The organism is Paenibacillus taichungensis (genome assembly GCF_003287275.1).
Taxonomy (GTDB): Bacteria; Bacillota; Bacilli; order Paenibacillales; family Paenibacillaceae; genus Paenibacillus; species Paenibacillus taichungensis_A.
The window spans coordinates 1-25362 of record NZ_QEVW01000019.1; the positions used below are offsets into that span (position 1 = coordinate 1).

At 47.9% G+C, this 25362-nt stretch carries 22 protein-coding genes and 1 riboswitch; of the genes, 18 read left to right on the forward strand and 4 right to left on the reverse strand.

Features of this window, described 5'->3' with window-relative positions:
• Positions 1 to 162: 162 nt before the first annotated feature.
• The gene (locus DC345_RS25330; protein WP_113055569.1) at positions 163 to 717 is read right to left on the reverse strand and encodes an NADPH-dependent FMN reductase; all 555 of its coding nucleotides are present in this window, start codon (positions 715 to 717) and stop codon (positions 163 to 165) included.
• A 302-nt stretch (positions 718 to 1019) separates the two neighbouring features.
• Between DC345_RS25330 and DC345_RS25335 the strand changes: the two genes are divergently transcribed.
• Positions 1020 to 2015: a ketoacyl-ACP synthase III gene (locus DC345_RS25335; protein WP_113055570.1), complete on the forward strand. Its 996-nt coding sequence runs from the start codon at positions 1020 to 1022 to the stop codon at positions 2013 to 2015.
• A 248-nt stretch (positions 2016 to 2263) separates the two neighbouring features.
• On the opposite strand, the gene DC345_RS25340 is transcribed toward DC345_RS25335, so the two are convergent.
• Entirely contained in the window at positions 2264 to 4198 is a 1935-nt protein-coding gene (locus tag DC345_RS25340) for an amidase family protein (protein ID WP_113055571.1), read from the reverse strand.
• Positions 4199 to 4583: 385 nt separating this feature from the next.
• Here DC345_RS25340 and DC345_RS25345 point away from each other — a divergent pair, with 385 nt between their 5' ends.
• From DC345_RS25345 to purF, 12 genes are all read left to right on the forward strand, one after another.
• Positions 4584 to 6713: a DNA topoisomerase III gene (locus tag DC345_RS25345; protein WP_113055572.1), complete on the forward strand. Its 2130-nt coding sequence runs from the start codon at positions 4584 to 4586 to the stop codon at positions 6711 to 6713.
• Positions 6714 to 6771: 58 nt separating this feature from the next.
• Positions 6772 to 6909: a hypothetical protein gene (locus tag DC345_RS31860; RefSeq protein ID WP_181586730.1), complete on the forward strand. Its 138-nt coding sequence runs from the start codon at positions 6772 to 6774 to the stop codon at positions 6907 to 6909.
• 129 nt (positions 6910 to 7038) lie between these two features.
• Positions 7039 to 7302, forward strand: a complete 264-nt coding sequence (locus DC345_RS25350) for a DUF1294 domain-containing protein (RefSeq protein ID WP_063568208.1) — start codon at positions 7039 to 7041, stop codon at positions 7300 to 7302.
• A gap of 187 nt (positions 7303 to 7489) precedes the next feature.
• Entirely contained in the window at positions 7490 to 7924 is a 435-nt protein-coding gene (locus tag DC345_RS25355) for a universal stress protein (protein WP_113055573.1), read from the forward strand.
• A 270-nt stretch (positions 7925 to 8194) separates the two neighbouring features.
• A riboswitch (purine riboswitch) is annotated at positions 8195 to 8296 on the forward strand.
• Positions 8297 to 8483: 187 nt separating this feature from the next.
• Positions 8484 to 8969, forward strand: coding sequence for a 5-(carboxyamino)imidazole ribonucleotide mutase (purE, locus tag DC345_RS25360; RefSeq protein WP_090904914.1), 486 nt, complete (start codon positions 8484 to 8486; stop codon positions 8967 to 8969).
• Positions 8966 to 10168 (forward strand): 5-(carboxyamino)imidazole ribonucleotide synthase, encoded by a 1203-nt coding sequence (purK, locus tag DC345_RS25365; RefSeq protein ID WP_113055574.1) that lies wholly within the window; start codon positions 8966 to 8968, stop codon positions 10166 to 10168. Before purE ends, purK begins: the two co-directional genes overlap by 4 nt.
• Complete coding sequence (purB, locus tag DC345_RS25370; protein WP_113055575.1) at positions 10165 to 11463, forward strand: adenylosuccinate lyase; 1299 nt, start codon at positions 10165 to 10167, stop codon at positions 11461 to 11463. Before purK ends, purB begins: the two co-directional genes overlap by 4 nt.
• Before the next feature lie 237 nt (positions 11464 to 11700).
• Positions 11701 to 12576 carry a phosphoribosylaminoimidazolesuccinocarboxamide synthase gene (locus tag DC345_RS25375; RefSeq protein ID WP_113055576.1) on the forward strand — a complete coding sequence of 292 codons (876 nt, stop codon included), beginning with the start codon at positions 11701 to 11703 and terminating at the stop codon, positions 12574 to 12576.
• 567 nt (positions 12577 to 13143) lie between these two features.
• Positions 13144 to 13389: a phosphoribosylformylglycinamidine synthase subunit PurS gene (gene purS, locus DC345_RS25380; protein ID WP_024633544.1), complete on the forward strand. Its 246-nt coding sequence runs from the start codon at positions 13144 to 13146 to the stop codon at positions 13387 to 13389.
• 4 nt (positions 13390 to 13393) lie between these two features.
• Positions 13394 to 14083, forward strand: a complete 690-nt coding sequence (gene purQ / locus DC345_RS25385; protein ID WP_024633543.1) for a phosphoribosylformylglycinamidine synthase subunit PurQ — start codon at positions 13394 to 13396, stop codon at positions 14081 to 14083.
• Positions 14061 to 16304, forward strand: a complete 2244-nt coding sequence (gene purL, locus DC345_RS25390; RefSeq protein WP_113055577.1) for a phosphoribosylformylglycinamidine synthase subunit PurL — start codon at positions 14061 to 14063, stop codon at positions 16302 to 16304. Before purQ ends, purL begins: the two co-directional genes overlap by 23 nt.
• On the forward strand, positions 16289 to 17767 hold the full coding sequence (purF, locus tag DC345_RS25395) for an amidophosphoribosyltransferase (RefSeq protein ID WP_079697175.1): 1479 nt from the start codon (positions 16289 to 16291) through the stop codon (positions 17765 to 17767). The genes purL and purF overlap by 16 nt, the downstream gene beginning before the upstream one ends.
• Positions 17768 to 17921: 154 nt before the next feature.
• On the opposite strand, the gene DC345_RS31865 is transcribed toward purF, so the two are convergent.
• Together DC345_RS31865 and DC345_RS31530 are read right to left on the reverse strand one after the other, a co-directional pair.
• Positions 17922 to 18095, reverse strand: a complete 174-nt coding sequence (locus DC345_RS31865; protein WP_181586731.1) for a hypothetical protein — start codon at positions 18093 to 18095, stop codon at positions 17922 to 17924.
• 7 nt (positions 18096 to 18102) lie between these two features.
• Positions 18103 to 18294 (reverse strand): hypothetical protein, encoded by a 192-nt coding sequence (locus tag DC345_RS31530; protein WP_146752162.1) that lies wholly within the window; start codon positions 18292 to 18294, stop codon positions 18103 to 18105.
• 65 nt (positions 18295 to 18359) lie between these two features.
• Between DC345_RS31530 and purM the strand changes: the two genes are divergently transcribed.
• The 5 genes from purM to DC345_RS25425 all read left to right on the forward strand — a co-directional run bounded on the left by purM (position 18360) and on the right by DC345_RS25425 (position 25306).
• A complete protein-coding gene (gene purM / locus DC345_RS25405) occupies positions 18360 to 19400 on the forward strand; it encodes a phosphoribosylformylglycinamidine cyclo-ligase (RefSeq protein WP_113055579.1) in 1041 nt (346 codons plus the stop codon).
• Positions 19400 to 20017 (forward strand): phosphoribosylglycinamide formyltransferase, encoded by a 618-nt coding sequence (purN, locus tag DC345_RS25410; RefSeq protein WP_113055580.1) that lies wholly within the window; start codon positions 19400 to 19402, stop codon positions 20015 to 20017. Before purM ends, purN begins: the two co-directional genes overlap by 1 nt.
• A gap of 292 nt (positions 20018 to 20309) precedes the next feature.
• Positions 20310 to 21857 (forward strand): bifunctional phosphoribosylaminoimidazolecarboxamide formyltransferase/IMP cyclohydrolase, encoded by a 1548-nt coding sequence (gene purH, locus DC345_RS25415; protein ID WP_113055581.1) that lies wholly within the window; start codon positions 20310 to 20312, stop codon positions 21855 to 21857.
• 129 nt (positions 21858 to 21986) lie between these two features.
• Positions 21987 to 23252 carry a phosphoribosylamine--glycine ligase gene (gene purD, locus DC345_RS25420; RefSeq protein WP_113055582.1) on the forward strand — a complete coding sequence of 422 codons (1266 nt, stop codon included), beginning with the start codon at positions 21987 to 21989 and terminating at the stop codon, positions 23250 to 23252.
• 716 nt (positions 23253 to 23968) lie between these two features.
• Complete coding sequence (locus tag DC345_RS25425; protein ID WP_113055583.1) at positions 23969 to 25306, forward strand: hemolysin family protein; 1338 nt, start codon at positions 23969 to 23971, stop codon at positions 25304 to 25306.
• Positions 25307 to 25362 lie beyond the last annotated feature (56 nt).

Here is a 25362-nt window from a genome sequence, read left to right on the forward strand (position 1 = left end):
TCGGTGGTGGTTTTTATTTGTCTAATATTATATTTCTAATATAAACCGTAACAGCCCGGAGGAAATCCAGGGCTGTTTTTTTATTCCAATTTATGCGAAGTACTAAAACTTTTTAGGTTTTCCATTTCTTTATAGTCAGTTTAATTTAAGTAGACTGTCTGTCTATTTATCCATTTGGTTGCATGCATCCCCTAGGCACAAAAGGGTGTTTTCCAATGCATGCTGGATTTCTAAATCAATGATGACTCCTTGTTTATTTATCTTCATTGTAATATGAGGAATGGTTAGAGAGGCCTCATGTAAAACTTGGGCATTAATCATGTTTAACGTCAGCAATAGTGAAGCATGGGCTTTGTCACCGCCCATAGGGCTTGGAGAAGCAGCAATGGCAATAGTGGGTTTATTAATCCATTCTCCAGAAGATACAATCCAATCTAATGCGTTTTTTAATACTCCAGGAACTCCGTTCCCATACTCCGGCGTGCAGATCAGAACTCCGTCCGAATGTTTCAGTTGGGCTCTTAAATTCTGCACGGACTCAGGAGGTTCTTCTACATCAAGGTCAGGGTTAAAATGTGGTAGATCATTTAATCCACCATATACTTCAAACTTAAGGTAAGAAGGAGCTAGCTTAATCATGGCATGCATTAGTAACGTATTAGAGGACTGATTGCGCAGACTGCCGGAAATCGCAAGGATATTATATTCTTTTTTCATAGGTATACATCATCTCTATTCTTTAGTAATGTAGGGCAATCTGTTTATTTTCCTACTGTTGGAATGGACTGTCTATAGAGAACACATTAAATTAAGGCATTCTTCATGTTACTCAGAGGATATCCACAATTCTTCATTAAAACTGCATGCGATAGCTTGCATGACTCAGGGTAATAGGATGAATAGAGTGCTTAATATAAACAAGTGAGGTATGAAGCATAATAATAAATTTTTTAAAAATTAGTACCAAGTACTAATACTTAGTGCTATAATGGTAAAAAACAAACGAGGTGACTACCGGTATGAATCAATCAATGTCAACCATTACCGCAATGGGTACGTATGTACCGGATCGAATATTAAGTAATGCTGATTTGGAGAAGCTGGTCGACACGAGTGATGAATGGATTGTACAGCGTACAGGGATGAGAGAACGGCGCATAGCAGCTGATGATCAATTTGTATCTGACCTGGCCACCAAGGCTGTAGAGGATATGATGCGTCGTTATAATGTTAAGGTAGAAGATGTGGATATGATTTTGGTTGCTACCAGCACACCTGAATATTCATTCCCAAGCACAGCATCCAGAGTACAGGCGAATCTCAAGATTCCACATACGGGAGTGCTTGATTTGAATGCGGCATGTGCGGGGTTTACGTATGGATTACAGCTGGCGGACAGTTTGGTAACCAGTGGCATGTATCATAAAGTGTTGGTTATTGGAGCAGAGACGTTGTCCAAGATTACCGATTATACAGACCGTACGACATGTGTATTGTTCGGCGACGGGGCAGGAGCGTTTTTGGTAGAAAGGGCTGTTGGTAAAGGTGACCTTATGGCAGCCATCTCAGGTACGAGTGGAGAAGGAGGTATTCATCTCTATAAAACGGGTCTTTCTTCTGAGATGAATGGCGTACCTCTACAGGGTGAGGGATGTCTTGTCCAGAATGGCAGAGAGATCTATAAGTGGGCAGTACGCACGATTCCAGAACAATTGGGTGGGCTTATAGCCAAAGCAGAGATGAGTCCGGAGCAGATTGATTGGTTTGTACCCCATAGTGCGAATCTAAGAATGATTGAAGCGGTGTGTGAACGCGGTCCTATTCCGCTGGAACGCACTTTAACAAGTGTGGAGTACCGAGGGAATACCTCTGCCGCTTCCATTCCGCTTGCTTTACAGCTTGCAGTAGACGAAGGAAAATTAAAGAATGGGCATCAAGTGGCCCTCTTTGGTTTTGGGGGCGGCCTGACCTATGCAGGTCTCGTGCTTAGATGGAGCGTACCTGATACCCATTAAAGAAACAGATATAAGTCTTTTCATGCTTGAATGGAGATAATACACAAAAAAAGTACATCCTTTTCATGAACGCATGAAAGGGATGTACTTTTTTGTTTGTTTATTAGATTGATTGAAGGTTCTCTAACTCAATAATAACTCCATAACGATTAGCTTTGTATCTGATACCGCTCAATTCCTATGAAGCAGGCTATTACCATAAAAGTTTGCATTATTCTAATCGTAGTTTAATTAACCTGATGAACGATTTATGGCGTGAGCTTCGGTGCTTGGCGATGATGAGTCCCTTGCTCATAGCTGTAAGCCAGCTTGATCAAGGTTCCTTCATCAAAGGCGCGGCCCAGGAATTCCATACCTACTGGTAAACCTTCAGTTGTAAATCCAGCAGGTACGGTGATTGCCGGGAAGCCGGAGAATGGACTCAATCGGTTGTTACCGCCGGAGTTTTGTCCTTCGCCAATAACACCAGCGGCTTGCGTGGACGTAGGATAGATGATGGCATCCAGGTTGTTGTCCGCCATAACTTTCAGCAAGGACTCACGTGTGATTTGAGTACGTTTCAGGACGATGTCCTTGTATTCGGCAGTTTCCAACGTTTCCCGTGCATCACGAGTCTTCATTGACTGTTCTTGTGATTTGTCGAACTGTCCGGAAGCAATAATCTCAGACAAGCTGTGATAAGGGGCTTCGTCACCAAGAGACTCCAGATAGTCATTAAGTTGGAATTTGAACTCGTATCCACTCAAGCTTGGGTATTTGTTTATTTCAGCCAGGTTCGGAATGCTGATTGGGACTGCCGTAGCTCCCAGCGTTTTGAGTTCTTCTACAGCGTTGTTAATCACGTCAGCAACGGCTTTTTCCTCAGCTTTGGTGCTTGGGATGAGTTCGGTGGCCACACCGATCCGTGCACCTTTCAGACCGTTTACATCCAGGAAATCTGTATAACTGGAAGGGATTTTGCCTACAGCATAAGCTGTAGCGACATCATTTTTATCATAGCCAGCTGTAGCATCCAGCATGATTGCGGCATCACTCACGGTACGAGCCATAGGACCACCGACATCCTGTGTCAATGCGAGAGGGATGATTCCTTCACGGCTGGACAGTCCGATCGTTGGACGAATACCGACAAGGCTGTTGAAGCTGGAAGGGATACGGATTGATCCGCCCGTGTCAGTACCCATGCCTGCAGCTGCAAAGTTTGAGGCAATGGCGGCACCCGTACCACCACTTGACCCGCCTGGATAGTGATCCAGCGCATAAGGATTCAGTGTTTGTCCACCCAGCGAGCTGGACGTGGTAATGCCGAATGCGAATTCATGCAGATTGGTTTTGCCCAAAATAATGGCCCCGGCTGCTTTGAGTTTCTTCACTTGTTCAGCATCGTGAGCAGGAACAGAATCTTTCAAACAGATACATCCTGCGGTTGTAGGCATATCGTTGGTATCAAAGTTGTCTTTAACTAAAACCGGAATACCATGTAAAGGTCCACGGGGGCCCTGAGCTGCACGTTCTTCATCTAACGTTTCAGCGATTTTGAGAGCATCCGGGTTCAACGTCAGAACTGCATTAATGCTCACACCCTGATCATCGTATTTTTCAATGCGATCCAGGTACTTCTGAACGAGTTCTTTGGATGTCAGCTTTCCTTGCGTCATGGCAGCCTGGAGATCCGTAATGGTGGCTTCCTCCAGAACAAATGGTTGTATGTAGTTATAAATGCGTTCTTTCAATATGGCGACATCATTTTGGGTAAGTACTGCATTAGGAAGGAAGAGGGTGTCGGTATATCCTTTCATCAACCCAGCGGTGTTCAACGCACCAACAGCACCGGCAAAGCTCGCCTGATCCGGGACATCCTTGAACGATTCTGGAGTGGACTCCAGCTTCAGCCAGGTTTGCAATGCTAAAGCAGCATCTTTACGCTGTACTGTTGTACCAGAAAGCTTGTCCATGGAAAAAGGAACACCTGCAAGTGTAGCCGCTTCTTCCATGGCTTGAACAAATGCTGTTCCAGTGACAGGAGCCTTACCAGCGGTTACGGCTGCAACCGTAGTTTTGCTAGAAGGCGTAGATATTGCAGCTGAAGCTGAGGGGACCGTTACTCCCCATGTTGTGGCAACAACTGCTCCGGCCAGTAACAAGGCCCCACTTTTTTTCAATACAGATCCATGATTAGTCATGCATCCACGCTCCCTTCCTGTGTATCAATGATGTGTGTTAGCGAATCTGATATAGTTGCTTTTGTCACATTCTAAATAGATGTAAGGTATTCTTACAACACTGATATTTATCCAAAAAAACGTATACATACTATATTCACGCCATAGTTCCTACAAAATGCTCCTAATTTCATGCGCGGAAGAAAATTGTCGAACAATATTGTGTCAAATAACCTGACATTAATAACGTGAGATAGGTATCTCATTAGGGGAATCGCTCTTTTTGAAGCCAAAGCAAACCCATACCATGAAATGATATAATGAAAAGATAGAAGTGGAAGATTAATCTTAGTCATCGATGGGAGCAATAAAGTTATAGGTTTTATTAAAGAAAGGAAGAGATGGAGTGAAAACATTAGTACTCGCAGAAAAACCATCTGTGGCACGCGAAATAGCCAGAGTGATGGGGGCGCGTGATAAACATAAAAGTTATATGGAAGGCCCGAAATATATCGTGACCTGGGCGCTTGGACATCTGGTCGGGTTGGCTGAACCAGAGGACTATGACAAAAAGTATGCAACATGGAATCTGGAGGATTTGCCGATTCTGCCCGATCGTACCAAGCTGAAGGTACTCAAAGAAACTAACCATCAATACAAAGCGGTTCAGCAGCTGATGAAACGTCAGGATGTTGGTGAATTGGTCATTGCAACGGATGCAGCACGTGAGGGTGAATTGCTGGCTCGTTGGATTATGCAAATGGCGCAGTGGAAAAAGCCGTTCAAGCGGCTGTGGATATCTTCCCAGACGGACAAGGCAATCAAGGATGGATTTGCATCACTCAAGCCAGGCAGCCAGTTTGATCGTCTTTATGAATCGGCACGTTGCCGGGCAGAGGCGGATTGGATGATCGGTCTTAACGTGACGCGTGCATTGACGGTTCGATTTAATGCACAATTGTCAGCTGGACGGGTACAGACCCCTACACTTGGCATGATTATGGACAGGGAAAATGAGATCAATGGTTTCCGTTCGCAGGAGTATGAGACGTTAACGGCGGATTTGGGAGCTTTTCAGGCGGTATGGCGTGCTGCAGGTGGGGATTCACGCATCTTCAATCCGCAAGAGACACAAGAATTGAAGAAACGAATAGAGGGTCGCAAAGGTACGATTGCCCAAGTGAAAAAAAGCGAAAAGGTTGAGCCGCATCCGCTGGCTTATGACCTGACGGAATTACAACGGGATGCCAACCGGAAATACGGTTTCTCCGCCAAGCAAACATCGAATGTGCTGCAGCGTCTTTATGAACAGCACAAGCTGGTAACCTACCCACGTACAGACAGCCGTTACCTGACATCGGATATGACGGGAACACTAAAAGAACGACTGGATAGTGTGGCGATTGGCCCTTATGCGTCTTTGGCTCGTCCGTTGTTGCGCAAAAATCTGAATATCACCAAACGTATCGTGGATGACAGCAAGGTAACCGATCACCACGCGATCATTCCAACAGAACAGACGGTTCTCCTCAATCAGCTGAATCCAGAGGAACGTAAGTTATACGATCTGATCGTACGCCGTTTTATCAGCTTGTTCTATCCGGCTGCGAGGTACGATTCTGTTGCGATCACTATTCAGGTGGGCGACGATTCCTTTCATGTGAAAGGAACAACGGTGAAAGAAAGCGGCTGGCGGGAAGTGTACGGCGGAGATTACAGCAATGAGGATGATGATCGTGCTGACGATTCTTCGGAACATGAGCGTGCGCTTTTACCAGACGTGCAGCAAGGTCAGTCCGTGACGGTTCAACGTTGTCATATCAAAAGTGGACGGACGATGCCGCCCAAACGGTATACGGAGGCAGCTTTGCTTTCCCAAATGGAGAAGTATGGACTGGGTACTCCAGCTACACGAGCGGATATTATTGAGAAGCTGGTAAGTTCCGACACTATCGATCGTCAAGGGAACTGCATGCATCCAACGGGAAAAGGAAAGCAGTTAATTGAATTGGCTGCTCCTCAGCTGCGTACACCTGATTTAACAGCCCGATGGGAAGCTGAACTGGAGCGAATTGCTCGTGGGCAAGGGAAGCCAGAGCCTTTCCTGGAAAGCATTCGTTCAATGGCGAAAGAGCTTGTATCTACGGTAAAAGGAAGCAAAGCGGAGTATAAGCCACATAATGTATCCAACAGTCACTGTCCGGATTGTAATGCGCGCTTGTTGGAGAAAAAGGGCAAACGCGGCAAGTTCCTCGTGTGTCCAACAGAGGATTGCGGATATCGTCGTTCGGCAGAAAAACGATTATCCAACCGTCGGTGTGCACAGTGTCACAAAAAGATGGAAATTAAAGAGGGTAAGGCTGGTTTGTACGTGCAATGCTTGCCTTGCGGCATAACGGAAACATTGGATAAAGACAAACAGCATGTGAACAAACGTGATCAGCAAAAGCTGGTCAAACAATATGCTAAACAAGAGTCGATCGGTTCCAATCTGGGAGAACTGTTGAAGGCAGCCATGGAGAAAAAGGGAGAGTAAGACTGTCGTATAAGATTCTCCTTTTTCAGGCAACGTAAGCCTAGGAGGTGATACGCAGATGCCACATAACAAACCAGAAAAGATTCATAATCAGCAGAACAAAGACAGTATCCGGGAAGAGAGTATCTCTGTACGTCCCGAAAAGGCAGCAAAAAGAGCACCAAACCTGAATGGTATTCCTAAGCAGGAGTCATAGGTTCGGTATTAGGGATTCATTGCTTCTAAATATCTTTGCGGTTCCCTTCTCGCGTTGATCATGTTCCTTCAGAGGACTATAATGGAGGTACAGGGAGATGTCCCGGGACAGGGGGACCGCTAGAATTATATGCAAACCGGATTGATACTGTGGTTTTTATTTATCAATGTCGTAGGTTACCTGGTCATGTCGGACGACAAGAAACGTGCGCAGCGCCGTCGAGATCGTACACCCGAACGAACGCTGTTCCTGCTGGCCTTTATTGGTGGGGCATTGGGAGTATGGATTGCAATGTATCGTAAACGTCACAAGACCAAGCATCCCAGTTTTACGATCGGCATTCCGTTGTTGTTATTCCTGAATGCGGTAATCTATGGGTATTTTCTGCAATAAGGTATGGATTGAATGGTTAGGATCTGCTGTACTCTAGGTGAATGGCTTGAATGATTATGTAAAATGTTTCTTATAAATGGTTCATTTTGACCTGGGGATGTTTAAGGAGTTACATGGTTCTTGTATTTTATGTCAGACCGAAGCTGGCTTCGAATGTTCTACATATAAAGGAAGGGACGGGATTTACATGTTATTCTCCAAAATACTAGTAGCATATGATGGTTCGAAAGCTTCAAATAAGGCACTTGATCGTGCGATTGAGTTAGCCAAAGTTTCTCCGGGTGCTGTCTTGGATGTTATCCATGCTTTTGACTTTCCACGTGTATTCATCGGGGAAGGGTTGGCACCTTTGCCACCTTCATTGAATAATGACTACTATAATCTGGCGGTGCAAACGACGGATGAAGCGAAAGAGCGGATTCAGGCTGCTGGCGTTACAGCGAACGTGGATCTGATTCAAGGAGCAGCTGCCGAGGTCCTTCTCGGTTATGCCAAAGAGAACGGATCGGACATTATCATTATTGGTAGTCGTGGTCTTGGTGGAATTCGGGAATTTGTCTTGGGCAGCGTCAGTCACAACGTAGTTCAGCATGCTCAGGTTCCGGTACTTATCGTGAAATAATTATAGAATGTGTGTGTACACATGAAAGAGAAAAGCCGGCTGTCTTCGATAGGTTGAAGAGGGGTCGGCTTTCTTTTTTGGAATAAAAGGGATGCACCACCTCTGAATGATCGGTTATTTCCGAACATTATATTTGTCAATATGTTAAATGTTCGTCTTTAAGTTGACATTAGCTGTAGGGGATTGTTAGAATGTTAGATGTGTCGATCAGTTATATATAAGGTCGAGTAGGTTCGAAAGATGTGGAATCTTCATTATTATTGAATTAATTTGTTGAAATAGATATTTGCTCGTATAACGCCGGGAATAGGGCCCGGAAGTATCTACCCGGGAACCGTAAATTTCCGGACTACGAGGAGATACGGCTGAGAGACGCATGAAATCAGATGCGGACAGCAAGCCTGCCTTTGGCATGCCCAAATGCGGGATACGTATTTCTTGGAGTCCGGTGTCCGGAGAAAATGTGATGTTTTCGCGGGTAGCGGATTTTTTCATTTCACAATTAAACGAGAAGCAACAGGATGAAACCAAAACGCTCAGACGGGAGTTGGATGTATTCATGTCAGTACAGGTGGCTGTGATTATGGGCAGTAAGTCGGATTGGGAAACGATGAAGTATGCTTGTGAGGTGCTGGACGAGCTGGAGATTGGGTATGAAAAAAAGGTCGTATCCGCGCATCGCACGCCAGATTTGATGTTTGAATACGCGGAGCAAGCGATTGGCCGTGGATTCAAGGTTATCATTGCAGGTGCGGGCGGGGCAGCACATCTGCCCGGTATGGTCGCTTCCAAGACGATGCTTCCGGTCATTGGAGTTCCGGTGCAATCCAAGGCGCTAAATGGTCTCGATTCCTTGCTGTCCATTGTTCAAATGCCTGGTGGCATTCCCGTCGCAACGGTAGCGATTGGCAAGGCAGGTGCAACGAATGCCGGATTGCTTGCGGCTCAGATCATCGGTGCTTTTGACCAGGATGTCCAACGCCGCAGCGAAGCCCGCAGAGAGCGAATCAAACAAGAAGTGCTCGAAAGCAGTGACGAAATATGACGAATACACAAATTCAACCCGGATCAGCAGGTAAAGCAGAACGTGTTCTGCTCCCAGGTAAAACAACCATCGGTGTTCTTGGAGGCGGGCAGCTTGGACGGATGCTGACACTTGCCGGAACAGCGATGGGGTATCGGTTCGTTACACTTGATCCGGCAGCTGATGCTCCTTGTGGACAAATTGCCGATCAGATTGAAGCGGGATATGACGATGAAAAGGCTGCAATCGAACTGGCTCGGCAGTGTGATGTAATCACCTATGAGTTCGAGAATGTAGATGCAGATGTTGCTTCTCTCCTGGAACGGGAATCCTATGTACCGCAAGGAAGTGCGTTATTGTACACAACCCAGCATCGTTTGCGTGAAAAACGAGCCATTGAGGCGGCTGGTGTACGTGTAGCCCCTTACCGGGAAATTACAAGCAAGGACACCATGAAGGCAGCCGTGAGTGAACTTGGTGTTCCTTGTGTACTGAAGACGGTGACAGGCGGATATGACGGCAAGGGTCAACGGGTTATTCGCGAAGCAAATCAGGGGCTAGCTGCTTATGAAGAACTTGCAGCTACCGGTGCGGAACTGGTATTGGAGCAATTTATCAAGTTTGACTGCGAGATTTCAGTGGTTGTTGCACGCAGCACGAATGGAGAGATTAAGACGTTCCCGCCTGCGGAGAACATTCATGTGAACAACATTTTGCATGCTTCGATTGTACCCGCAAGAGTGGCGACCGAAATACAGATTGAAGCGCAGAAATTGGCGGCAGCAGTGGCTCAATCCATACAGGCCGTTGGATTGCTCGCAGTGGAATTGTTTGTTGCGGCAGATGGAAGACTGTATGTGAATGAGCTGGCCCCTAGGCCGCATAATTCCGGCCACTATACGATGGAAGCCTGCGCCACATCGCAATTCGAACAGCATATTCGTGCGATTTGCGGATTGCCGCTTGGAGATACCTCATTATTGAGCCCGGTTGTTATGGTTAATGTGCTTGGAGAACATCTGGAAGGTATAATTGCCAGAACGGGTCAGGCTGACGCGGAAGCGTTGGAACTCGGTGTAATTCCTAAGCTTCATATATATGGTAAAACCGAAGCAAAGACAGGACGAAAAATGGGGCATGTCAATCTGCTCTGTCAGGATGTCGAAGAAGGATTACAATGGATTGAACAAACTAATCTTTGGAGGAATACAAATTTATGATCGAACGTTATAGCAGACCCGAAATGAGAGCCATCTGGACGGAGGAGAACAAATTCAAGTCATGGCTGGAAGTTGAAATTTGTGCATGTGAAGCTTGGGCGGAGCTTGGCGTCATTCCTAAGGAAGAAGCAGCATTGCTTCGTCAGAACGCTTCTTTTGACATCGACCGCATTTACGAGATTGAACAGGAAACACGTCATGACGTTATTGCTTTCACACGTACGGTATCTGAAAGTCTGGGTGCTGAGCGGAAATGGGTGCACTACGGACTGACTTCCACGGATGTCGTTGATACGGCTCTTGGATATGTACTGCGTCAGGCAAACGAAATCCTGGAACGTGACATTGTGAACTTTATCGAAATTTTACGTGAAAAAGCGAAGACCTATCAGCACACGCCAATGATGGGACGTACACATGGGGTACACGCGGAGCCTACGACGTTTGGTCTGAAAATGGCACTCTGGCATGAAGAAATGAAACGGAATTTGGAGCGTTTCCGCCACGCGGCAGACAACGTACAATACGGTAAAATCTCTGGAGCAGTTGGTACTTACGCGAACATTGATCCGTTTGTTGAAGAGTTTGTCTGCGAGAAGTTGGGTACGAAGCCTGCACCAATCTCGACTCAAACGCTGCAACGTGACCGTCATGCAGAATACATGGCTACACTGGCATTGATCGCAACATCACTGGACAAGTTCGCTACAGAAGTACGTGCGCTGCAAAAGAGTGAGTTCCGTGAAGTGGAAGAGGCATTTGCAAAAGGTCAAAAAGGATCTTCGGCAATGCCGCACAAACGTAACCCAATCGGCAGTGAAAATATTTCCGGTCTGTCCCGCGTTATTCGCGGACATATGGTATCGGCATACGAAAACGTGACGCTGTGGCACGAGCGTGATATCTCGCATTCTTCCGTAGAGCGTATCATTCTGCCGGATGCAACGATGCTGCTGAACTACATGCTGAACCGTTTCGGTAACATTGTGAAGAACCTGACGGTATTCCCTGAAAATATGAAACGCAATATGGAGCGCACCTTCGGTGTACCATTCTCCGGTCGCGTAATGACGAAGTTGATCGACAAAGGTTTCAGCCGTGAGCAGGCATACGATACAGTTCAGCCACGTGCGATGCAAGCATGGGAAGAACAACGCCAGTTCCAGGATATCGTGAAATCCACACCGGAAATTACGGAAGTGCTGAGCGACGAGGAAATCGCAGATGCGTTCAACCCGTCATGGCACCTGAAGCATGTGGATACAATCTTCAAAAAACTTGGTTTGAACGACTAATATAATCCTTTCATAAGGCTAGAGAACAGAATGATGGGTCAGCAGGGAACGCAGAGGACAGAAATAAGCTGAAGAAGCGAAGCGTTCGCCTTTATCCCCGGATTTTCACTTTGAAAAAGTGGAATCAAAAAATCTGGGGATAACAGCGATCGGAAGATTGTTCTGTCATCGGAGTGAAGTGTGCACCATCACGGCTCTGTTTATAGCCCTACATCTCCTGAAAGAAGGTGAGCCTCCATGGCGCTGTCCACTGCGGCAGATCTCGTTAAAGCTCCTTTGTTATACAAGGGAAAAGTGCGTGAGTTGTACGATCTGGGTGAACATTTTCTCATCGTGGTTACGGACCGGATTTCGGCATTTGACTATGTGCTGGACCCGGCCGTTCCCGAGAAGGGCAATGTGCTTAATAAACTGAGCAGCTTCTGGTTTGAACTGACGGACGACATGATGGATAACCACGTGGTGCATACGGATGTAAACCAATTGGGCGATGTCATCACTGATCCTGAACAGCTCAAAGACCGCATCATGGTGACCCGCAAAGCCGAACGCATTGATATTGAATGTGTGGTACGCGGATACATTACCGGAGGCGGGTGGAGACAATATGAGAAAAGCGGAGAGGTCAACGGCATCAAGCTGCCGGAGGGACTTCGCAAAAACGCCAAGCTCGACGTTCCCATCTTCACCCCAGCAGCTAAAAACGATGTCGGTCATGACGAAGACATTCCGATGGATCGAATGAAAGAAATTGTCGGAGATGCTCTGGCGATTGAGCTTCAGGAAAAGAGCCTGCGTCTCTACGAATTCGCTCGCGACTATTGCGATCAGCGGGGCATCATTCTCGCAGACTGCAAATTCGAGTTCGGCATGGTCGATGGCAAAGTCATTCTAATCGATGAAATCTTCACGCCAGACGCTTCTCGCTTCTGGGCCCAGGAGAATTATGCACTCGACATCGAGATCGACAGCATGGATAAAGAGCCAGTGCGTACCTATCTGTTAGGCAGCGATTGGGACAAGAACAGCAAACCTGACCCGCTGCCACAAGAGGTAGTGGAGGCCACAACCGCAAGATACGTCGATATTTATAACCGTTTAACGGAAAAATAAGTTTGAGTAAGGGACGTTTGAGTGTAGGCTACGGGAAAGTTTGGCTTTCGATCGCTGTTGCCCCCGGAATGTTTGGATTGGAATCCTTTCTTCAAAAGGAAACATTCCGGTTGCAAAGGCGAGCGCTAACGCTTCTCCAGCTCAAATTTTTCCCTCCACCAGTCTCATACTGGGGGTAGGGCAATTAGAGCGGTGGCTTCCCACAGATAGGGAAGCCTGAAAAAATTACGAGAATTAAATTCATTGATTACTAAACTATTTTATAGACCATTCACTTTTTTCACGTAATGGTCAGGCTCGACCATTACCCACCGTGCAACGTAAAGGGTTTAGGCCTTTAAAAAAACGTCGTATGGACTAGCGGAGGGGCGGAATTGTTCTTAAAGGAGCGATAGCGTTCGCCTTTGTCCCCGGGTTTTGACCGCACAGCGGTTCAAAACAATTCAGAAAAACCTGGGGACAACAGCGACCGGAAGAACAATCCGCCCAGGAGCAAGCTCCCAAGTCACTTTTTTTAACAGCGTAAAGCATTTATCCCGTTCATTACTGAGGAGGAACATAAGGATCATGATTAAAGCAACCGTCTATGTCACTATTAAGCAAAGCGTTCTCGACCCGCAAGGAGTAGCTGTTCAAGGTGCCCTGCACTCGATGGGATTCAATGAAGTGGAAAGTGTACGGATTGGTAAAGTCATGGAACTGACTCTGGATACAACAGACCGTGCGGAAGCGGAGAAACGATTGACAGTAATGTGTGAGAAGCTGCTGGCTAACACCGTTGTTGAAGATTACCGCTACGAATTGGAGGGTTAATCCCATGAAATTTGCAGTTCTTGTGTTTCCTGGATCCAACTGCGACATCGACTGTTACAAAGCAGTAGAAGATGCGATTGGACAAGAGGTTGATTATGTATGGCACACGGCTACAGATTTATCGGCTTATGATTGTATCCTTGTTCCAGGTGGTTTCTCTTATGGAGACTATCTGCGCTGCGGAGCGATCTCCCGTTTTGCACCCGTAATGAATGAGGTAGCTAAGGCTGCTGAACAAGGTAAATATATTCTCGGCATTTGCAACGGATTCCAGATCCTCACTGAGGCAGGATTGCTTCCTGGCGCGTTGATCCGCAACATGTCGCTGAAATTCCGTTGTCACGATACGGTGTTGAAAGTGGCGAATGCAGATACTCCATTTACACGTGACTATGCACCTGGGGAAGAGATCGTTATTCCTATTGCTCACGGTGAAGGAAACTATTACTGTGACGAAGAAACACTAGCAAGTTTGCAGGCAAACAACCAGATCGTCTTTACGTATGGCAGCAACCCGAACGGTTCCCTGGGTGATATCGCGGGAATCTGTAATGAGGGTGGAAATGTGGTTGGCATGATGCCACATCCAGAGCGCGCGGTGGACTCACTGCTGGGTTCGGAAGACGGCAAACGTATGTTTACATCTATTTTGAAAGCATGGAGGGATCGGCATGACGCAGCAGCTATCCGCTAAGGAACCGACGGCAGAACAGGTCGCAGAACATAAACTTTACGCACAAATGGGCGTGTCTGACAGCGAGTATGAGCTGATCTGTGAGTTCATGGGGCGTAAGCCGAACTACACGGAAATTGGTGTTTTCAGTGTGATGTGGTCGGAGCACTGCGCTTATAAAAACTCCAAGCCATTGCTGCGCCGTTTCCCAACCACTGGACCACGTGTCCTGATGGGACCTGGTGAAGGTGCCGGTATCGTGGATATCGGTGACAATCAGGCCGTTGTATTCAAAATTGAAAGCCATAACCATCCTTCCGCGGTTGAGCCTTATCAAGGTGCGGCAACAGGTGTGGGCGGCATTATCCGTGATATTTTCTCCATGGGTGCAAGACCCGTAGCAATACTGAACTCCCTGCGTTTCGGTAAGCTGGAGAGCGATCGCGTTAAATATTTGTTCGAACATGTGGTAGCGGGTATTGCTGGATACGGTAACTGTATCGGTATTCCTACCGTTGGTGGCGAAGTGATGTTTGATGAGAGCTATGAAGGTAATCCGCTGGTTAACGCGATGTGTGTGGGTCTGATTGATCATGACAAGATTCAGCGCGGTGTAGCTAAAGGCGTAGGTAACCCGGTTTACTATGTGGGCCCGCCAACAGGCCGTGATGGAATTCATGGAGCAACCTTTGCATCGGTTGAACTGACGGAAGAATCCGAGTCCCAACGGACAGCGGTTCAGGTCGGTGATCCGTTTATGGAGAAACTGGTAATGGAATCCTGTCTGGAATTGATCGACACGGGCATCGTGCTCGGGATTCAGGATATGGGTGCTGCTGGTCTGACATGTTCGAGTGCAGAGATGGCAAGTAAAGCGGGTAACGGTCTGGAATTGTATCTGGATCAGGTACCACAGCGTGAAGAAGGCATGACGCCTTACGAGATGATGTTGTCCGAGTCCCAGGAACGGATGTTGTTCGTTGTTGAGCCGAAGGATGAGGCGCAGGCGATGGAAATCTTTGAACGTTGGGGCGTAATCTGTGCGAAAGTCGGTAAAGTAACGGATGACGGACGTCTGAAATTGATCCACCACGGTGAAGTGGTTGGAGATATGCCAGTAACGGCACTGGTTGACGAATGTCCAGTGTACGACAAACCTTCTTCTGTACCTGCATACTATGAGCAAAGTGCTTCCATCGACACGCTTCGTTACGACGAAGTGTCGGATCTCGGCGGAGCGCTGAAACAAGTGCTGGCTTCACCAACAGTAGCAAGTAAAAAATGGATTTATGATCAATACGATTACATGGTACGTACAAGCACTGCCGTTCGTCCGGGGTCGGATGCAGCCGTAGTCACGATTCGTGGCACACGCAAAGGTCTCGCGATGACAACGGACTGTAATGGACGTTATGTATATCTGGATCCAGAAGTAGGCGGACGGATTGCAGTCAGTGAAGCTGCCCGTAACATTGTATGTTCCGGTGCAGAGCCACTCGCGATTACGGACAACCTGAACTTTGGTAACCCGGAGAAGCCGGATATTTTCTGGCAGATGGAAAAAGCAGTAGACGGTATGGCGGAAGCTTGCCGCGTGCTGGATACGCCAGTTATCGGTGGTAATGTGAGTCTGTACAACGAAAACGCTAAAGGCTCTATCTATCCAACACCAGTGGTTGGTATGGTTGGTCTCGTTCATGATACAGATCACATCACAACACAAGCATTCAAATCCGAAGGTGATGTTATCATCCTCCTCGGTGAAACAAAAGCTGAGCTGGGTGGCAGCGAGCTGCAATACGCGGTTCATGGCCAGACGGAAGGTCGTCCGCCAGAACTGAATTTGCAAACGGAAAAAGCGTTGCTCAGCACCGTGCTGGAAGCTATTCAATCCGGTCTTGTTCGCTCGGCACATGACTTGTCTGAAGGCGGCTTGGCTGTTGCACTCGCAGAGTCTTGTATCAGTGGTAACGTTGGAGCACAGGTGAATGTCGAGACTGCACTGCGGGCAGATCACGCCCTATTCAGTGAGAGCCAATCTCGTATTTTGCTGTCGACTTCGCCGGAGCAAGCAGGTAAGCTGGAAGCTTTTGTACGTGAACGTGGTGTGCCTGTAGCTGTTATTGGACGTGTAGAAGGAAGTAACCTGACAATTGAATTGAACGGAACATCAGCCGTGAACGAACCTGTAGGAGGTTTAACTCAGGTCTGGGAGGATGCGATTCCATGTCTCATGAACTGACGACAGGACCATTGTGGACAGGTGATTATTATAACGAAGGGTCCGGCAAGGAAGGACTCGACAAATTAAAGGAAGAATGCGGAGTATTCGGGGTGTTCAAACATCCTGACGCCGCATCGCTATCCTATTATGGCCTGCATGCCCTTCAACACCGGGGTGAAGAAAGTGCAGGGATGTGTGTAAGTGACGGTAACGAGTTTCACTACCACCGTGGTATGGGTCTGGTGAAGGAAGTCTTCACCAAAGACCTGATGCAGACGTTAACCGGGGATATCTCCATCGGACACGTTCGTTATTCAACGAGTGGTGACAGTAAGCTGACGAACGCACAACCATTGGTATTCAAATACCGTGATGGTGATCTGGCTGTAGCAACGAACGGAAACATTGTAAATGCGCCAACAATCCGGCGTGAATTGGAGCAGGGCGGATCCATTTTTCAAACGACCAGTGATACCGAAGTTATTGCCCATCTAATCGCGAGATCTTCCAAAGGATTGGTAGAAGCTGCGAAGGATGCGTTCCAACGGATTGTGGGTGGTTATGCATTTCTGATCATGACCAACGACAAGTTGCTGGTTGCTTCTGATCCCCATGGTCTGCGTCCGCTCACAATGGGTAAATTGGGAGATGCTTATCTGTTTGCATCCGAAACATGTGCGCTGGAGACGATTGGCGCAGAGTTGATTCGTGACATTGAGCCAGGCGAACTGTTGGTACTGGATGCGGATGGTCTTCATGAAGACCGCTTTGATCATCACAAACACCGCAAGGCACTGTGCGCGATGGAGTATATCTACTTTGCCCGTCCGGACAGTGACATGAATGGTGCAAACCAGCACGCTGCGCGTAAACGGATGGGCAGCCGGATGGCGATTGAGTCGTTTGTCGATGCAGATCTGGTAACAGGTGTACCGGACTCCAGTATTTCCGCGGCAATTGGCTACGCCGAGCAGACAGGGATTCCGTATGAGATGGGTATGATCAAAAACAAATACACCGGACGTACGTTTATCCAGCCAAGCCAGGAACTGCGGGAGCAAGGCGTGAAGATGAAACTGAGCGCCGTGCGCCGTGTGGTAGAAGGCAAACGCGTGGTCATGATTGACGACTCCATCGTACGGGGAACCACTTCCCGCCGGATCGTAAACATGCTGCGGGATGCCGGAGCAACAGAGGTGCATGTACGGATTACATCACCACCGTTCAAAAACCCGTGCTTCTACGGTATTGATACGCCTGACAGTCGCGAATTGATTGCCTCTCAACTGTCGGTGGAAGAAATTTGCCGTGAAATCAACGCGGACTCCCTGTCATTCCTCAGCCCCGATGGGCTGATTACATCGATTCAGGGAGATAATCAGGATGACTACAAAGGCGGGCTTTGCCTCGCATGCTTTGATAATGATTATCCAACCCGCCTCGATTTCGGCGGCGAAGAGAAATTCGGCTGTAGCTGCTAGCCCTTAAGCCCCGCCTTGCGGAGCAACAGGGGCTCAGGCAGCGATGCGAAGCAGCTGCCCCGGGTCGCAGCCCGAGCCCTTAAGCCCCGCCTTGCGGAGCAACAGGGGCCCAGGCAGCAAGGCGAAGCAGCTGCCCCCTGGCGTAGCCCAGCCCTTAAGCCCCGCCTTGCGGAGCAACAGGGGCCCAAGCAGCCAGACGAAGCAGCTGCCCCGGGTCGCAGCCCGAGCCCTTAAGCCCCGCCTTGCGGAGCAACAGGGGCCCAGGCAGCCAAGCGAAGCAGCTGCCCCCTGGCGTAGCCCAGCTCTTAAGCCCCGCCTTGCGGAGCAACAGGGGCTCAGGCAGCCAGGCGAAGCAGCTGCCTCCGGGCTTGCCCCGCAGCGCAGCCGAGCGGGGTTCGCCGACCAGTGGCCTGCGGCCAACGGAATCGGCGAACAACCACGCGAGCACACGAACGAACCAACCATAGCAAGATCATACCAGCCACCCCTGCACCGCTTGTTTGGCGGGTGTCCAGAGGGCCTGCCAAGGTCCTTTGGGGTCCTCCCGGGCGGGAGGATTTAGGAGGGGCGAAAAAAAAGGAGCTGATTCCACTTGTCCGAAGCATACAAAAACGCCGGCGTCGATATCGCGGCAGGCAACGAAGCGGTTGAACGGATGAAAAAACACGTGAAGCGTACCTTCCGTCCGGAAGTGATGACAGATCTGGGGGGCTTTGGCGCCCTGTTCGGTTTGAACAAAGATAAATATGATGAGCCGGTGCTTGTATCCGGTACAGACGGTGTAGGAACTAAGCTGAAAATCGCATTTGCCATGGACCGTCATGATACCATCGGAATCGACGCGGTGGCCATGTGTGTGAACGACATTGTGGTACAGGGCGCAGAGCCGTTGTTCTTCCTCGACTATTTGGCTTGTGACAAAGTCATCCCGGAGAAAATCGAAGCCATTGTTGCGGGAATCGCAGAAGGATGTCATCAGTCGGGCTGTGCTCTGATCGGTGGCGAAACGGCTGAAATGCCGGGCATGTACAGTGAAGGTGAATACGATATTGCCGGATTTACCGTAGGTATCGTGGACAAAGCAAAAATCATTAACGGTACAACGATCGCTCCTGGCGACACGGTGATTGGACTTGCATCCAGCGGAGTGCATAGTAACGGATTCTCCTTGGTACGCAAACTTTTGTTGGAACAAGCCGGATTGGACTTGCAGGATGAAGTCGCTGAACTGGGTGGCAAGCTGGGTGACGCACTGCTGGAACCAACGAAAATTTATGTAAAACCACTCCTGTCCCTGCTTGAAAAGGTGAAAGTAAAAGGCATGGCCCATATTACTGGTGGTGGCTTCATCGAGAACATCCCGCGTATGCTGCCAAGCAGCGTGAATGTAGTTATTGATTATGGGTCTTGGCCGATTCTGCCAATCTTCAGCCTGTTGCAAGAAAAAGGATCTGTCTCAAACCGCGACATGTTCACCACGTTTAATATGGGGATCGGACTTGTCCTGGTCGTGAACGAAGCAGATGCAGGTGAAGCATTGGAACAATTGAAAGCATCCGGTGAAGAAGCGTACATCATTGGACGTGTGACCGAAGGAGATGCGCGAGTAACCTTCACGGGAGCGGATGTTTAATGACGAATTACCGTATTGCTGTATTTGCCTCTGGGGAAGGGTCGAACTTTCAGGCATTGGTGGATGCAGCACGGAACGGAGGGCTGGGGGCATCGATAGATCTGCTGGTATGTGACAAACCGGCTGCACGTGTAGTGCAGCGGGCGCAGGATGCAGGTGTGGAATGCCATCTGTTTACTCCCAAAAATTATGATTCCCGCGAAGCCTACGAGGCTGAGATCGTGGAAGTGCTTGAATCCAGAAACATTGACCTGGTTGTTCTTGCCGGCTACATGAGATTGTTGACTTCAGTTGTGGTAGATCGCTATGCAGGACGACTTATTAACATTCATCCGTCCTTGTTGCCAGCGTTTGCAGGCAAAGATGCCATAGGGCAGGCGCTTGAATATGGCGTTAAAATCACCGGCGTTACCGTTCACTTTGTGGATGGGGGCATGGATACAGGGCCGATTATTGCCCAGCATCCTGTTCCGATTTTGCCAGAGGATACGGCTGAATCCGTTAGTAGTTCCATCCATGCTGCCGAACAGCAGCTGTACCCTGAGGTTGTGTCCTGGTTTGCTCAGGGATGGGTTCAACTCGTAGGTCGACAAGTTACGGTACGGAAACCGGTTTGATATAAGTTGGAACCTTTTACATGTTAACGGAGAGGCCAGAAATAAGCTGGAGAAGCGAAGCGCTCGCCTTTATTACTGGATTTTTACCTTTGAGAAATTGTTCGAAAAATCTGGGAATAACAGCGATCGAAAGATTATTCTGGACTCGTAGTGTTTTAGTGTAAACTCATTTATCAACTTGTATAACAGAAGTCGAAAATTGGTACGCATTTTGTGATATTTCTCGGGAAATAAATCGGTTGTGTTTCGCCATGAAACGCGAAGCCATGGGACATTAAAGGAGGAGCATATTGTGAGTATCAAAAGAGCGCTGGTCAGCGTATGGGATAAAACAGGCATCGTGGATTTTTGCCGCGAGCTGTCGCAAATGGGTGTGGAGATTATTTCGACAGGAGGTACAAGCAGCTTGTTGTCGAAGGAAGGCGTACCTGTCATCGGAATTTCGGATGTGACCGGATTTCCGGAGATTATGGACGGACGTGTTAAAACATTGCATCCAGCAGTTCATGGTGGTTTATTGGCTGTTCGTGACAGCGAAGAGCACAAGCGCCAGATGGAAGAGAATGGACTGGATTATATCGACCTCGTTGTTGTAAACCTGTATCCGTTCCAGGACACCATCGCCAAACCGGACGTAACGTATGAGGACGCAATCGAGAACATCGATATTGGTGGTCCAACCATGCTTCGTTCTGCTGCTAAGAACCATGCTTATGTTAGTGTTGTTGTAGACACAGCAGATTATGGCAAGGTGCTTGAAGAGGTCCGCAGCAATGGGGATACCACACTTGAGACACGCAAACGGCTTGCGGCAAAAGTGTTCCGCCATACAGCGGCATACGATGCAGTTATCTCCGATTATCTCTCCAACCTGAACGGTGATCCACTGCCAGAGCGTCTGACGGTTACTTACGAAAAACTCCAGGATTTGCGCTACGGCGAAAATCCACATCAGCAGGCGGCATTCTACCGCAAACCGCTGGCAGCTCAAGATACATTGACAACAGCCGAGCAATTGCATGGCAAAGAGTTGTCTTACAATAATATCAACGATGCGAACGCAGCATTGCAGATTGTGAAAGAATTTGAAGAACCGGCCGTTGTGGCGGTTAAACATATGAATCCTTGCGGCGTGGGTATTGGTGAAAGCATCTACGAAGCTTATGGCAAAGCTTATGCGGCTGATCCAACCTCCATCTTTGGTGGAATCGTGGCAGCCAACCGCATTATCGATAGCGATACAGCGGCTAAACTGAGTGAGATTTTCCTGGAAATCGTACTGGCTCCTGATTTTACACAAGAGGCACTCGACATCCTGACCAAAAAGAAAAACATTCGTTTGCTCAAAACGGGTGAACTGAACGCTGCTCGCAATCGGGAGAGTAAGTTCGTAGTAACCTCCATCGACGGCGGCATGATTGTGCAACAAAGCGATGTGCATTCCATTGAAGAGGGCGAGCTCAAGGTAGTTACAGATCGTGCACCATCGGAAGAAGAACTGAAACAGCTTTTGTTTGGCTGGAAAGTGGTTAAGCACGTGAAATCCAATGCCATCGTGCTTGCAGCAAACGACATGACTGTTGGTGTAGGCGCAGGGCAAATGAACCGTGTCGGCGCAGCCAAGATTGCTATCGAACAAGCTGGAGAACTAGCCAAAGGAGCCATTCTGGCATCCGATGCATTCTTCCCAATGGGCGATACACTGGAACTTGCAGCGAAAGCTGGAGTTACAGCCGTTATTCAACCAGGTGGTTCGATCAAGGACGAAGAGTCCATCAAAGTAGCGAATGAATACGGTATTGCCATGGTCTTCACAGGCGTTCGTCACTTCAAACACTAGAACGAAAAAGGTTTAATAAGGGGTGTCGCCTGTCATGCTTATGACTTATGGTACACCCCTTCTTTTTAAGCTATTCAAACACGTAATAGTATAACAAAACCAGTTATGCACGGAGGGGGAACAACACTAATGGATATTCTGGTAGTGGGCGGCGGTGGCCGGGAACACGCAATTATATGGGCACTGGCGAAAAGCCCGAAGGCAGGCAAGATTCATTGTGCTCCGGGAAATGCAGGCATTGCGCAGCTCGCCGAGTGTCACCCAATTTCGGTAAATGAATTCGATAAACTGACGGCGCTTGCCGTGGAGCTCAACGTGGGATTAGTTGTTATTGGGCCAGACGATCCGCTCGCAGACGGCATTGTAGACGCTTTTGATAAAACAGGCATTCCGGTATTTGGACCACGCCGCAATGCAGCAGAGATTGAAGGCAGCAAAACGTTCATGAAAGACCTGCTGCACAAATACAATATTCCGACTGCAGCCTATGAGAAGTTCGACAATTATGAGCAAGCGCAGGCTTATCTGAATGAGCAGGCTATCCCTGTGGTAATCAAGGCCGATGGGCTGGCAGCTGGAAAAGGTGTTACTGTAGCCTATTCACGTGATGAGGCTGACCAGGCACTCCGCAGCATTATGGTGGAGAAAGTATTTGGTGAAGCAGGAGCCAAAGTCATCATCGAAGAATTCCTGGCAGGTCAGGAAATGTCGATTTTGGCTTTTGTCGATGGGGAGACCGTTCGTCCGATGGCTGCTGCACAAGATCACAAACCGGTATTCGACAATGATCAGGGGCCAAACACGGGCGGAATGGGTACATACTCACCATTGCCACATATCCCGGCCTCCATCATTGAAGAAGCGGTAGAGACGATTATCAAACCAACAGCCAGAGCGATGGTATCCGAGGGGCGTCCGTTCCAAGGTGTATTGTTTGCCGGGCTGATGATTTCACCAGATGGTAAGCCCAAAACGATTGAGTTCAATGCGCGTTTCGGCGATCCCGAGACACAGGTTGTATTGCCACGTCTGAAGAGTGATCTGTTCGATATTTTCTGGGCAACCGTGCACGGGAAATTGGCGGATATTGAGATTGAATGGAGCGACGAAGCCGCTGTATGTGTGGTGCTTGCATCTGGAGGATATCCTGGTCCGTATGCAAAAGGTATAGTTATTGAAGGACTGGATCAAGTTGATGAAGCCGTGGTATTCCACGCTGGAACGGCACGTAATGAATCTGGAGAATGGGTCACCAATGGTGGACGGATTCTAGGCGTTGTGGGTCTTGGTTCTGATATTGCCGAAGCCCGAAACAAAGCCTACGCTCAAGCCGAACGTATCCATTTTGATGGTAAACATCAACGGTCTGATATTGCTGCCAAAGCGTTGGTATAACAAATTCTAACTTGATAAATTGAAACATGAGGGTCCGTACAGATGTACACCGGAAAAGGTGTTTGCATCCTGCGGGCCCTTTTCAACGTATACATCATTATGGTGTCATTGCCGGACTTGTTATAGTCCGGATACGGCAAAGAAGAATGGCTATAAATAAAGGCCCGAAGCAGGTTTAATCGACTAAAGTAAAGGGTACCATTTCTATAAGCTGGTCTATACTAACCATGTGAACCATATCACATAAAATAAAACTGTAGATCGAGAAAGACCACATACATAAAAGTTTATTTTGTGAACTCATTTTATAATCTATATTCCAAACCATAACGTGCAACTGGATGGTTTGGCGTAGAACATGTTATACTTTTCTGAAACAGGAATGAACAAGAGGGGAGGTGGATATCTATTGGGAAGGCGATATTGTAAACTGTCCAAATGGAGAATTTTGGTGGAGTAAATCGAGAAACAATGACAGCAAGAGGGGGAACCCTGTTTTTAGTGAAGTAGTTTCTATAAGTGATGGACTTCATCCTGAATTCCTGTTTTGCAATTTTACAAGGTCAAAGTACAACCTATACACACTTTATCATTTAACGATTTCATATAAGGCATAGGCCATATTGAACGTCAATCAGCTGTTGAATGGTTAACCAAGTTAACCGATGACGCTGTAACTATCTCTGGAGGTGAATCCCTGAGAAGCGGGGAAATCATTGGACATAATCACCATATTAAATATTGTATTACTCATTATCTTGATTGCATTGACCGCATTTTTCGTTGCATCTGAGTTCGCTGTGGTTAAGATTCGTACATCAAGAGTGGATCAACTGGTTGCCGAGGGGAATAAAAAAGCCATATTGGCCAAGAAAGTAGTCTCGGACCTCGATTATTATCTGTCAGCCTGTCAGCTCGGTATTACCGTAACTGCCCTTGGATTGGGTGCACTCGGTAAGCCAACCGTTGAAAGGTTGTTATACCCGGTATTTAATTATCTGGACGTATCAGCTTCCATATCGGCGGTTGCTTCCTATGCGATTGCCTTTATCCTTGTCACGTTCCTGCACGTTGTGGTTGGGGAGATGGCTCCCAAAACAATGGCGATTCAATTTTCGGAAAAATTGACACTGTTGCTCTCGCCGCCGCTGTACTGGTTCGGAAAAATTATGTATCCCTTCATTTGGGCGCTGAATGGTGCATCCCGGGTAATTCTGCGGGCATTTGGCGTGAAGCCTGCCGGACATGAACAGGCATACTCGGAGGATGAGATCAAAATCATCATGAACCAGAGCTATGAAGGAGACGAGAACAACAAGACCAAGCTTTCGTACCTGGAAAACGTATTCGTGTTCGATGAGCGTGATGCCAAAGACATCATGGTTCCGAGGACAGAGCTTGTGACACTGAATCAGAATATGACTTACGACGATATTATTCCGATATTGGATGAGCATAATTATTCACGTTATCCCGTCATCGAGGATGGGGACAAGGACCGAATTGTCGGTGTAGTAAATGTGAAAAAGATTTTGCCTGACATGGTTGCCCTTAGGGAACACCAACTTATCGATTTTGTTCGGGAGATTCCTTTTGTTTCTGAAGTGACAAGTATCCAGGATGCCATGATCAAGATGCAGCAGGAACGCGTGCACATGGCTGTGGTAGTGGATGAATACGGAGGTACTTCGGGAATTATTACTATGGAGGATATTCTGGAGGAGCTTGTCGGCGAGATTCGGGATGAGTTCGACGCTGATGAAGTTGCTGACATTCAGGAAACTGGAGAGAACCAATATCTCATTAACGGCCGGGTGCTGCTGGATGAGTTGGAGCGACAGTTTGGGCTTGTCTTTGAAGGCAACGAGGAGATGGATACCGTGGCCGGATGGATTCAGTTCCAGAAGGGTGTCGGTGTGGAACAAGGCGATACGGTAGAACACGGTGATTACGTCTGGACCGTTGTGGACGCAGAAAATTTTCACATTAAGCAGGTTCTGCTTGAACGTGTAAATGGTGCTCAGGTCGAAGAATCTTCCAGTGACCTGGCGTGATGTTGGTTCGATCATGACTGTAATCTAGGGTATGACTGCCCATTTGGCTACTGCCC

What these genes read in the sequence shown, in the direction of transcription:
- DC345_RS25330 (WP_113055569.1), bottom strand. Translation starts at nt 717, where the DNA reads ATGAAAAAAGAATATAATATCCTTGCGATTTCCGGCAGTCTGCGCAAT.
- DC345_RS25335 (WP_113055570.1), top strand. Translation starts at nt 1,020, where the DNA reads ATGAATCAATCAATGTCAACCATTACCGCAATGGGTACGTATGTACCG.
- DC345_RS25340 (WP_113055571.1), bottom strand. Translation starts at nt 4,198, where the DNA reads ATGACTAATCATGGATCTGTATTGAAAAAAAGTGGGGCCTTGTTACTG.
- DC345_RS31860 (WP_181586730.1), top strand. Translation starts at nt 6,772, where the DNA reads ATGCCACATAACAAACCAGAAAAGATTCATAATCAGCAGAACAAAGAC.
- DC345_RS25350 (WP_063568208.1), top strand. Translation starts at nt 7,039, where the DNA reads ATGCAAACCGGATTGATACTGTGGTTTTTATTTATCAATGTCGTAGGT.
- DC345_RS25355 (WP_113055573.1), top strand. Translation starts at nt 7,490, where the DNA reads ATGTTATTCTCCAAAATACTAGTAGCATATGATGGTTCGAAAGCTTCA.
- purE (WP_090904914.1), top strand. Translation starts at nt 8,484, where the DNA reads ATGTCAGTACAGGTGGCTGTGATTATGGGCAGTAAGTCGGATTGGGAA.
- purK (WP_113055574.1), top strand. Translation starts at nt 8,966, where the DNA reads ATGACGAATACACAAATTCAACCCGGATCAGCAGGTAAAGCAGAACGT.
- purB (WP_113055575.1), top strand. Translation starts at nt 10,165, where the DNA reads ATGATCGAACGTTATAGCAGACCCGAAATGAGAGCCATCTGGACGGAG.
- DC345_RS25375 (WP_113055576.1), top strand. Translation starts at nt 11,701, where the DNA reads ATGGCGCTGTCCACTGCGGCAGATCTCGTTAAAGCTCCTTTGTTATAC.
- purS (WP_024633544.1), top strand. Translation starts at nt 13,144, where the DNA reads ATGATTAAAGCAACCGTCTATGTCACTATTAAGCAAAGCGTTCTCGAC.
- purQ (WP_024633543.1), top strand. Translation starts at nt 13,394, where the DNA reads ATGAAATTTGCAGTTCTTGTGTTTCCTGGATCCAACTGCGACATCGAC.
- purL (WP_113055577.1), top strand. Translation starts at nt 14,061, where the DNA reads ATGACGCAGCAGCTATCCGCTAAGGAACCGACGGCAGAACAGGTCGCA.
- purF (WP_079697175.1), top strand. Translation starts at nt 16,289, where the DNA reads ATGTCTCATGAACTGACGACAGGACCATTGTGGACAGGTGATTATTAT.
- purN (WP_113055580.1), top strand. Translation starts at nt 19,400, where the DNA reads ATGACGAATTACCGTATTGCTGTATTTGCCTCTGGGGAAGGGTCGAAC.
- purD (WP_113055582.1), top strand. Translation starts at nt 21,987, where the DNA reads ATGGATATTCTGGTAGTGGGCGGCGGTGGCCGGGAACACGCAATTATA.